Below are 9,519 nucleotides of genomic sequence, written 5' to 3'. Positions count from 1 at the left end.
ACGGGCGAACCCACGCTGGCCCCTAGTTTATCATCCAGCACGCTCGCGCACGGATTTTCCCCCTTTTTCCGGCGCCGGCGGCGCTTTTTCCGGCACCACGACGGTCTCTTCCGGCCCGGGCGGCGGCGTCAGTTGCACCAGTTGCTCCATCAATTGCGCGAAGCGCTGCTGCCCTGGTGCAATTTTGTCTACATACAACAACACTTCCATGGCCTCGGCCGCCAATTCCGCCTGGTAGCCGCGCTGTTCAAGGAAAGACACGATGATTTGCGCGGAATTGAACAGGATGCGCAGGTTGTTGGGCAGTTTTTCACGCGCCGCGCGCATCCATGCGACCGCCTCGTTGAGCTTGTCCGTCTTCCACAGCAGCACGCCTTTGTTCATCAAGTCCGACGCTTCCTTGCGCGAGGCGATGATCAGGCTGGTTCCTTCGTCGCCCATCTTCGCCTTGTCGAAGATCTTTTGCACCTCGTCCTGCACCACCTGGTTGTCGTGGTTGTTCTTCACCACATAGCACAGCAGGCCAGACGGCGCATCCTTCACACCGACGGCGAACAGCAGGGTGGCCAGTTCCATACAGATACTTTTTTCGGGCCGCGCCGGGTCTTCTGCCAGCATGGCTTCGAGTTCGTCGCCGCACTTGCGCGCGCGCCGGTAATCGCCCGTTTCGTGGTGCACCATGCCTTCCGTGATCTTCGCGCGTAAACCAATTTGCTCGGGCGCGAATTCACGCTGCGCCAGCAGCAGCCATTGCAGCGCCTCCTTGGCATCCTTCTTCAAGCCGCACACGCGCGCCAGTCCCAAGTAGGCGTCGGGCGTCTTCATGACGGAAAATTCACCGATGGAAATACACTTGCGAAAAGCCTTTTCCGCCATGCTGACATTGCCGACTTTTAAGGCGGCCAGCCCCAGATTACGCTGGCGCGGCACGGAATTGGGCGACAGGCGTGCCGCTTTTTCCAGCACGCCGCACGCTTCCTCGTGCTGACCCATCAGCTGGTAGGCAACGGCCATCTGGTCGTAGGCGTCGATGTAATACTTGTTTTCGACGATCACGCCCTGGAAGATCTGCCGCGCCGCCTCGTGCTCGCCGTTATTCATGCGGATCTTGCCCAGGCCCGCCTTGGCCCAGCTGTAATCGCGCTCGGCCAGCACTTTTTCGTACACGGCACGGGCCTTTTCCGGCTCGCCGCTTTTCAGCAGCAGCGATGCCTTCATGCGCAGCAATTCCAGCGCGTGCAGCTTGTTGACCTCGATCTGCGCGTCGCACAATTTGGCCGCGCGCAGATAGTCCTTTTCCATGCAGGCCTGGTCGATTTCGCGAAACACCTGCTTCTTGTGCCACACGCGGTTCAGCCGCGTCAGCAGCACTCCTTCCGTGATGGGCTTGATCAGGTAGGCGTCGGGCTGATGCTCGGCCGCGCCCATCACCGATTCCACGCTTTTCTCGGCCGACACCATCAGCCACACGCTCGATGGTGCCGTCAGGTTACGCACGCGCGTCTCTTCCAGCACTTGCTGGCCATTCTTGCCTTCACCCAGGTTGTAATCGCACAGCACCACGTCATAGCGCGTCTTGGCCAGCAGCTTCATGGCTTCACCGCCGCTGGCCGCCTGGTCGATATGGCGCGCGCCCAGGTTGCGCAAGGATTCGCGCAGCAGGATGCGGATGCCGATGAAGTCATCGACCAGCAGATAATGCTTGTCGGCCCAGTCGGTGCTGCCCGCTTCGGCGGCGGTGGCGTGGCTGTCTGTCGTCATGGCATCCTCGTTCAGGGCAGGCGCAGGATGAAACAGCCGCCGCCCAGCGCGCCGCCATTTTCCAGGGCAATGCTGCCGCTGCTGCCCCGGTGCTTGTGCATCTTCGCCACGACACTGGAAAAATACAGCCCCAGCCCCGTGCTGTTGGTGGAAAAGTTCACGCCGGCCGCCATGCCATCCATGGCCGCGCTGCCCGCGTCGAGCAGCGCCTGCGAGTAGCCGTCGCCATTGTCTTCCACGCACAGCTCCAGCAAGGCGTCCACCTGGCGCACGGACAGGCGGATCGTATCCTTCGTGTAGCGGATGGCGTTGTTGATGGCATGCGCCAGCACGCCGATGACCAGGTCTTCATCCAGGGTCCAGATCAGCTCCGGCGGGCAGGCCGTCTCCAGGCGGATGCCTTTCGATGCCAGCAGGATCTTTTCCTGGTCCACCACCTGGTCGACCACCTGGCTCACCAGTTGCGGCTGCACGTCGAAGGGGTAGCCGGGCTTGCCCACTTCCTTGTACAGGGCCAGCAGCTGGATCAGGTTATCGTTCAGGCGCTTGGTCTGGTACAGCATCTGTGCCATCTGCAGGTAGGCGGGGTCGGCCTGCGGCGCGGGCTTGGCCTGCTCGGCCGCCAGCAAGGATTCCAGCGTGCCGCTGACCACGCTGATCGAGTTTTTCATGTCGTGCACGGTCGACGCCAGGAACAGGAAAAGCTCGGGCGAGCTGTGTTGATCTTCCACCGGATATCTCCTTGGGGCCGCAGCTTGAATATTGCCAAGGATAAATTATACCGCCAGCATGCCGACGTCAGCCAGCCGCGCGCAAAGACCGTGACCTGACGCAACAATGCCGCCCCCGCTTGCGCAGGGACGGCATAGTCTTGGCAAGGCGGCAAGATCAGCGGCGCGCGCCCGCCAAGCGTTTGACCACGACGATCATACGGTCGATTTCCTCATACGTATTGTAGAAGGCGAAAGATGGCCGCACGGTTGCTTCCACGCCGAAACGGCGCAAAATCGGCTGGGCGCAGTGGTGACCAGAGCGCACGGCGATGCCCTCGTCGTTCAGGGCGCGTCCCACCTCCGCTGGCTCGTAGCCGGCCAGCACGAACGACGCCACGCTGGCCTTCTCGAATGCCGTGCCGATCAGGCGCACGCCGGGAATGGCTTGCAGCTGGTGCATGGCGTACTCCAGCAGCGCGTGCTCGTAGGCGGCAATGTTGTCCAGGCCAATGCGCTGCACGTAATCGATGGCCGCGCCCAGGCCCACGGCATCGGCGATATTGCCCGTGCCCGCCTCGAAACGGTTCGGCACGCCCTGGTAGACGGTGCGCTCGAACGTCACGTCGGCGATCATGTTGCCGCCGCCCTGCCATGGCGGCAGCTGCTCCAGCAAGTCCGCCTTGCCATACACGGCGCCGATGCCCGTCGGGCCGAACACTTTATGCCCCGAAAACACGTAAAAATCCGCACCCAGCGCCTGTACGTCCACGCGCAGGTGCGACACGGCCTGCGCCCCGTCGACCAGCACGCGCACGCCGGCCGCATGCGCCAACGCGATGATCTGCGCCACGGGCGTCACCGTGCCCAGCGCATTCGACACCTGCGTCACGGACACCAGTTTGGTGCGCCCGTTGAGCAGCTTGCGGAATTCATCCAGGAGTATCTGGCCGCTGTCGTCGACGGGAATCACGCGCAGTGTCGCGCCCTTTTCCGCCGCCAGCTGCTGCCACGGCACGATGTTGGCATGGTGCTCGAGCTGCGAGACGATGATTTCGTCGCCGCTGCCGATGTACTTGCGCCCGAAGGTATTGGCGATCAGATTGATGCCTTCCGTGGCGCCGCGCACGAAGATGATTTCATTGGCCGAGGCGGCGCCCAGGAAATTGGCGACCTTGGCGCGCGCGGCCTCGTACGCGTCGCTGGCGCGCGCCGCCAGCGCATGCGCCGCGCGGTGGATGTTCGAATTCTCGTGTGCGTAGAAATACGACACCCGGTCGATCACCGACTGCGGCTTGTGCGTGGTAGCCGCATTGTCGAACCAGGCCAGCGGCTTGCCGTTGACCCGTTCGGCCAGCACGGGAAAATCGCGCCGCACGGCATGCACGTCGAATGGCGCCGGCGTCTGGTGTTGGCCCGGCTTCGTCGCGGAGGGCAGCTCGGTCTGGAAATAGAACGCGGGCTGGCTGTTTGAAGGCGCCACGGGCAGTTGCTGCGCAGGTGAGCGCTGCGGCGTGGCAAACAGTCCCCGCAAATCATCGGGGGCCGCCGGCCCCTGTCCCAGCCCCTGCTGCGCCAGGCCATCGAGCTTGCCGTTCGACACGGGATAGCCATGCGCGCCGCCGACAAAATAGTAGGGCGACGGCGCACCGAGGGCGGACAGGCGTGGCGTCGGCACGGAAGCAGGCGCCGGCGCGATGGGCGACTCCAGCGGCGCCTTCACGGGCGGCACTTGCGCCGTCGCCACGCCGGGGGCGATGGCGGCGAACGAAGGGCCGGGCTGCGGTGGCGCACGGTTCGCGTAGCGGGGCGCCGCATCGAGTACGCTGCCGGAACCACCGAGGCTGGGAGACTTGTCCAACGCAGGGGGCAACCCCGGCAACCGCGCGAAAAACTCGCCCGCCAGCCGGTTCAGGGTCGCTTCATCGGGTAAAAACGGGACGGCAGGCAAGCCCGCCGCACCATCACTTGTAGGTGTCTGGGTAGTCATGGTATTTACCGATCTCCACGTCTTCCAGTACGGCCAGCGCATCGTCGGTCAGCACGGCCAGCGAGCAATACAGCGAAATCAGGTAGGACGAAATCGCGTGGCGGTTGATGCCCATGAAGCGCACGGACAGGCCCGGGCTTTGCTCGCCCGCTAGGCCAGGCTGGAACAGGCCGATCACGCCCTGGCGCTGTTCGCCCGCGCGCAGCAGGATAATTTTCGTCTTGCCGTCTTCGATCGGCAGTTTGTCGGACGGCACCAGCGGCACGCCGCGCCACGTCAAAAACTGGGAACCGAACAGGCTGACGGTGGGCGGCGGCACGCCGCGGCGCGTGCATTCGCGGCCGAAGGCGGCAATGGCCAGCGGGTGCGCCAGGAAAAAGCCCGGCTCCTTCCACACTTTCGTCAGCAGTTCGTCGAGGTCGTCCGGCGTGGGCGCGCCTGTCAACGTAAAAATGCGCTGGTCGTCATGCACGCTGGCCAGCAGGCCGTAGTCGGGATTGTTGATCAATTCGCTTTCCTGGCGCTCCTTGATCGTTTCGATGGTCAGGCGCAGCTGCTCCTTGATCTGGTCGTGCGGGCTGCTGTACAGGTCCGACACGCGCGTGTGCACGTCGAGCACCGTGCTGACGGCATTGAGAAAATACTCGCGCGGCTGGTCGTCATAGTCGACAAAGGTTTGCGGCAGTTCCGACTCGTCGCGCTGCGAGCAGGCCACGCGCACATCCTTCGGGTTTTTCACGCGGTTCAGGCGGTAGATACCCGCTTCCACGGGCAGCCATTGCAGCAGGTGCACGAGCCAGCGCGGCGTGATCGTGGATAACTGGGGGACGCTCTTGCTTGCATTGGCCAGCTGGCGCGCGGCGTTATCGCCCAGCGCGAACTGGCTCTCTGTTGCTTCTGCCATGACTACTCCTGATGAGAAAAGTGAATATGCTTATCTGAAAAACGAATAAAGTATCGGACGCCCCTCTCTTTTTCTCAACATGCTATCGCCATCAATGCGGCGTTTTAATCCACCAGCTCCGGTTCGCAGCGGGCCATCAATCCCGCCAGGCCGATACCGAGCGCGCCGGCCAGTTTTTCCACCGTCAGCAGCGACGGCGTGGCGGCGCCCCGTTCGATTTCGCCGATGAAGGAGCGGTTCAAGTCGGCCGCTTCGGCCAGGCGCTCCTGCGACCAGCCATGCCCTTCGCGCAACTGGCGCACTGCCAGTCCAAACTGTTTGATCAACATGCTGTCCTCATGGGTGATGGGCGAAAGAGGGGTGCGATGGCGCCGGCAACTCCGGTGCTTCCTGCTGGTTGTGCGCTTGCGTCACATGGCTGCCTGGCGCCACGCTGCGGGTCAGCCAGACATTGCCGCCGATGACGGAACCCTGGCCGATGGTCACGCGCCCGAGTATGGTGGCGCCCGCGTAGATGACCACGTCGTCCTGCACGATGGGATGGCGCGCCAGTCCCTTTTTCAGCACGCCGTCGGCGCCGGCGGGAAAGCGCTTGGCGCCCAGGGTGACGGCTTGATAAATGCGCACCCTTTCGCCGATGATGGCCGTCTCGCCGATCACCACGCCCGTGCCATGGTCGATGAAAAAGCTGCTGCCGATGATGGCGCCCGGGTGGATGTCGATGCCCGTCTGCGAATGGGCCACTTCGGCGATGATGCGCGCCACCAGCGGCGCACCCAGTGCATACAAGGTGTGCGCCAGGCGGTAGTGGATGATGGCAAGGATGCCCGGATAGCACAGCAGCACTTCATCGACGCTGTGCGCGGCCGGGTCGCCATGAAAGGCGGCCGCCACGTCCGTGTCGAGCTGGGCGCGGATGCGCGGCAACGCGCGGGCGAAGCGCTGCACGATGGCCAGCGCCTGCTGTTCGATGGAGACCGTCTGCTGCAGGCCATGCTGGCGCGCGTGGTAACTGAGTTCGCGCCGCACCTGCTCATGCAGACCCGTCAAGGTCGTGTCGAGCGTATGGCCGACAAAAAAATCCTCGCTCTCCTGCTGCAGGTCGAGGGGCCCCAGACGCATGGGAAACAGGGCCGCGCACAAGGCGCCGACGATGTCGCGCAAATGCTGGCGCGAGGGGAATTCGCGCGCGCCGCACTCCTGGCTGCTGGCCAAGCCTTCGCGCCACTGCGCGCGCACGGCGCGCAATTCATCGACGATCTGGTGCAGCTCCCATTGCGGCTGCACGGCAAGGGAGACAGGGGGAAGGGCTCGCTGGTTCATGGTGGTCCCGGGAAGAGAATTAATCTTGCAGCCAAGGCAGCGCATGCCAGCGCCAGCCGCCGCTATGGCCACGCTGTTGCTGCGCGTCGAGGTCGCCCTCGAAGCCTTGCGCGATATTGAAGACGTGCGTGAAGCCGGCCTTGGCGGCCGCTTCGGCGGCCGCTGCCGAACGCTTGCCGCTGCGGCACAGCAGCACCACGACGGCATCCTTGCCGCCCGCCTTCGCTTCCAGTTCGCGCACAAAGCGGGGATTGCGGTTCATGGCCGTGCCGGTCGCCCACGCCACGTGCAACGAGGCGGGCACGTAACCGACGAAAGTGCGCTCTTCGTTGGTGCGCACGTCGACCAGCACGGCTTTGCCGGCCTGCACCAGCTGCCATGCATCCTGCGCGCTGACGATGCCCGCATACGGCAAGCCCTGGGCCTGCGCCTGAGCGCGCGCCAGATGGAGCACTTCGTCAAAGGCCGCCTCGCCGTGCGCGGCGCGGGGATCGAAAATCAGTTCTGCAGCAGCCATCGTTCCACCTTTTTATTGCGTCGTCAAAAACCAGCACACGTCCACTGTAGCGAACTTATGTTGTTCGGAAAACAAATTAAAAAGAGTTTGGAAAGATGAAAAACGTATATGGGAGAGTTATGAAGTGCGGCGGCGTTCGCGTAGCAGGAAGCGCGCTGGATCGAGTGCGGCAGCCAATTGTGCCTCGACAGGCAGCGGCTCGCCCTCCAGCTGGCAAGCCAGCAGCTCGGCCGCCAGCGGCGCCCAGATCAGGCCACGCGAGGCATAACCGAGCAAGCCAAACAGGCCGGGCCAGCGGGGCACGTCGCGCAAGCGTTCGCAGCGGCCCGGCACGCCCGGGTCGGGCAAGGCGCCCGCCAGCGGCAGGCGGTCCGGCGCCATGCAGCGAAAGCCCGTGCGCCCGGCCAGCGGCGCGTCAAACCCAGGCACATCGAGGATAGCGGCGATCTTGCGGATATTGTCGTGCTGGCTCGATGCGCGCACCTCGGCATCCGCGTCCGCATCGTAACTGGCGCCCACGCACACGATGCCCTGGTGCGCCGGCGTCATGTAGGCTTCGCGGCAGACGACGAACGGCAACGAGGGCAAGCTGCCTTCGGCCAGGTGCGTGACCTGGCCGCGCACGGCGTCCAGCGGCAGACCGGCCGCCTGTTCGAAATCCATGGCCCCCGTGCCTGCCGCCAGGATGACGGTGGGTGCCGCCGCGATCAAGGCACCGTCCGCATCGCGCACCAGCCATTCCTCGTCGCCACGCTCCAGGCGCAGGGCGCTGCTGGAAAAGCGCCGCGTGAGCAAGGCGCCGCAGGCGTCCAGCATGGCCGCGCAGACGGAAGACGGTCGCGCCCAGCCACCCTGTGCGAACCACCAGGCGCCATCGGGCGCCGGCGCGCCCAGCATGGCGGTCGCCTCGGGCGCTTCGAGCCAGCGGGCGAATTCGCGCGGATACAGGCCACTGGCGGCGATCTGCCGCTGCACCTGCGCATGTGCGCCGTCGCGTGCCAGGTGCAGCACGCCGCTTTGCACACCCTCGATGGCGGCGCCGATGCCGCCCAGGTCTTTCCAGCGGCTCAGCGAGTACAGGTAGGCTGCGCGCACCAGGCGCGTGGCGATATTGTCATCCTTCGACATCAGCGGCATGAAGATGCCGGCCAGGTTGCCCGACGCTTCGCTGGCCGGCTGCGCGTGGCGCTCAATCAAGGTCACCTTCCAGCCGCGCGCGGCCAGCCGTTCACAGGCGGCCGCGCCGGCCACGCCCGCGCCGATGACGATGGCGCGCCGCTCGGGTGCCACGGCAGCCACGTGTTCTCCGCGCCGCGCATAAAACACGGCGCGCAAACGGCTCTCGTCAAAAACAAAGCCGTTCTTTTGCAACTCCGCGCGCTGCGCCTCGTCCAGGTGCACGGCCTGCAGCAGGCCGCCGTCCATCATCAGGCGCGCCAGCACCGGCGTGGCTGCCGGCACCCAGGCCAGCAGCACTTCATCGATGCGTGCCGATATCTGCGCCAGGCAGGCATCGGGCTCGCCGATCAGCACATCGAGGGTAAGCAAGCCATCGCGCGAAACCATGCGGTGCAAGCCAGGCACGCAAGGCGGCCATTGCATGCGCCACTCTTCGGGCAAGTGGCTGGCGTCGACGGGACGCGGCGCCAGCGCGATGTAATGCAGGCGACGACCGCCATGCGCCGCACAGGCGGCGCGCAAGCGCGCGCCGTCAAAATCCGTGTCGAGCAGGACCAGGGCGCGGCGCATCAGTGCCCCGCACGACAAAAGCAGGTCGGCGCATGGTCGTTGACCATGCCGATGCCCTGCATGTAGGCGTAGATGATGGTCGAGCCGACGAACTTGAAGCCCCGCTTGAGCAAGTCTTTCGACAATGTATCGGACAAGGCCGTCTTGGCGGGAAATGCGCCCGGCTGCCAGCTGTTGACGATGGGCTGGCCATCGACATACGCCCACAGGAAGCTGTCCAGGGTCTGACCTTCCGCGCGCAGGCGCAGGTAGGCTTGCGCATTCGTGATGGCTGCCGCCACCTTCAGGCGGTTGCGCACGATGCCGGGGTCGAGCAGCAGCTGCGCCACCTTCTCCGGGCCATAGGCGGCGATCTTTTCCGCGTCCCAGCCGTCAAAGGCCGCGCGGTAGGTGTCGCGCTTGTTGAGGATGGTTTCCCAGCTCAGGCCTGCCTGCGCGCCTTCCAGGTTCAGCATCTCGAACAGCCGGCGCTCGTCGTGGCAGGGCACGCCCCACTCCGTATCGTGGTAATCGAGATAGCGGGGATTGGCCGGATTGGCCCAGGAGCAGCGGATGGTAGTCATGG

9 protein-coding genes are annotated in these 9,519 nt (G+C 64.8%); all 9 read right to left on the bottom strand.

Features of this window, described 5'->3' with window-relative positions; all coding sequences use genetic code 11:
* Positions 1 to 30: 30 nt before the first annotated feature.
* Positions 31 to 1,761, bottom strand: coding sequence for a response regulator (locus ACQ4W0_RS09760; RefSeq protein WP_436576539.1), 1,731 nt, complete (start codon positions 1,759 to 1,761; stop codon positions 31 to 33).
* Between the two features lie 11 nt (positions 1,762 to 1,772).
* The gene (locus ACQ4W0_RS09755) at positions 1,773 to 2,492 is read right to left on the bottom strand and encodes a sensor histidine kinase (protein ID WP_436576538.1); all 720 of its coding nucleotides are present in this window, start codon (positions 2,490 to 2,492) and stop codon (positions 1,773 to 1,775) included.
* Positions 2,493 to 2,649: 157 nt separating this feature from the next.
* On the bottom strand, positions 2,650 to 4,461 hold the full coding sequence (locus ACQ4W0_RS09750; RefSeq protein ID WP_436576537.1) for a family 2A encapsulin nanocompartment cargo protein cysteine desulfurase: 1,812 nt from the start codon (positions 4,459 to 4,461) through the stop codon (positions 2,650 to 2,652).
* Positions 4,436 to 5,365 carry a family 2A encapsulin nanocompartment shell protein gene (locus ACQ4W0_RS09745; protein WP_034753448.1) on the bottom strand — a complete coding sequence of 310 codons (930 nt, stop codon included), beginning with the start codon at positions 5,363 to 5,365 and terminating at the stop codon, positions 4,436 to 4,438. The genes ACQ4W0_RS09750 and ACQ4W0_RS09745 overlap by 26 nt, the downstream gene beginning before the upstream one ends.
* 104 nt (positions 5,366 to 5,469) lie before the next feature.
* Positions 5,470 to 5,694: a helix-turn-helix domain-containing protein gene (locus tag ACQ4W0_RS09740; RefSeq protein ID WP_034784364.1), complete on the bottom strand. Its 225-nt coding sequence runs from the start codon at positions 5,692 to 5,694 to the stop codon at positions 5,470 to 5,472.
* A 7-nt stretch (positions 5,695 to 5,701) separates the two neighbouring features.
* Positions 5,702 to 6,688: a serine O-acetyltransferase EpsC gene (gene epsC, locus ACQ4W0_RS09735; RefSeq protein WP_436576536.1), complete on the bottom strand. Its 987-nt coding sequence runs from the start codon at positions 6,686 to 6,688 to the stop codon at positions 5,702 to 5,704.
* A gap of 19 nt (positions 6,689 to 6,707) precedes the next feature.
* Entirely contained in the window at positions 6,708 to 7,205 is a 498-nt protein-coding gene (locus ACQ4W0_RS09730; protein WP_436576535.1) for a rhodanese-like domain-containing protein, read from the bottom strand.
* 117 nt (positions 7,206 to 7,322) lie between these two features.
* Positions 7,323 to 8,954, bottom strand: coding sequence for an FAD-dependent 5-carboxymethylaminomethyl-2-thiouridine(34) oxidoreductase MnmC1 (gene mnmC1 / locus ACQ4W0_RS09725; RefSeq protein ID WP_436576534.1), 1,632 nt, complete (start codon positions 8,952 to 8,954; stop codon positions 7,323 to 7,325).
* Positions 8,954 to 9,517, bottom strand: coding sequence for a DNA-3-methyladenine glycosylase I (locus ACQ4W0_RS09720; protein WP_436576533.1), 564 nt, complete (start codon positions 9,515 to 9,517; stop codon positions 8,954 to 8,956). The genes mnmC1 and ACQ4W0_RS09720 overlap by 1 nt, the downstream gene beginning before the upstream one ends.
* Between the last annotated feature and the right edge of the window lie 2 nt (positions 9,518 to 9,519).

The sequence above is a fragment of the Janthinobacterium breve genome (genome assembly GCF_051380895.1).
Classification (GTDB): Bacteria; Pseudomonadota; Gammaproteobacteria; order Burkholderiales; family Burkholderiaceae_D; genus Janthinobacterium.
Note: the sequence above shows the minus strand (reverse complement) of the source record. Positions and strands in the feature narration are given on the sequence as shown.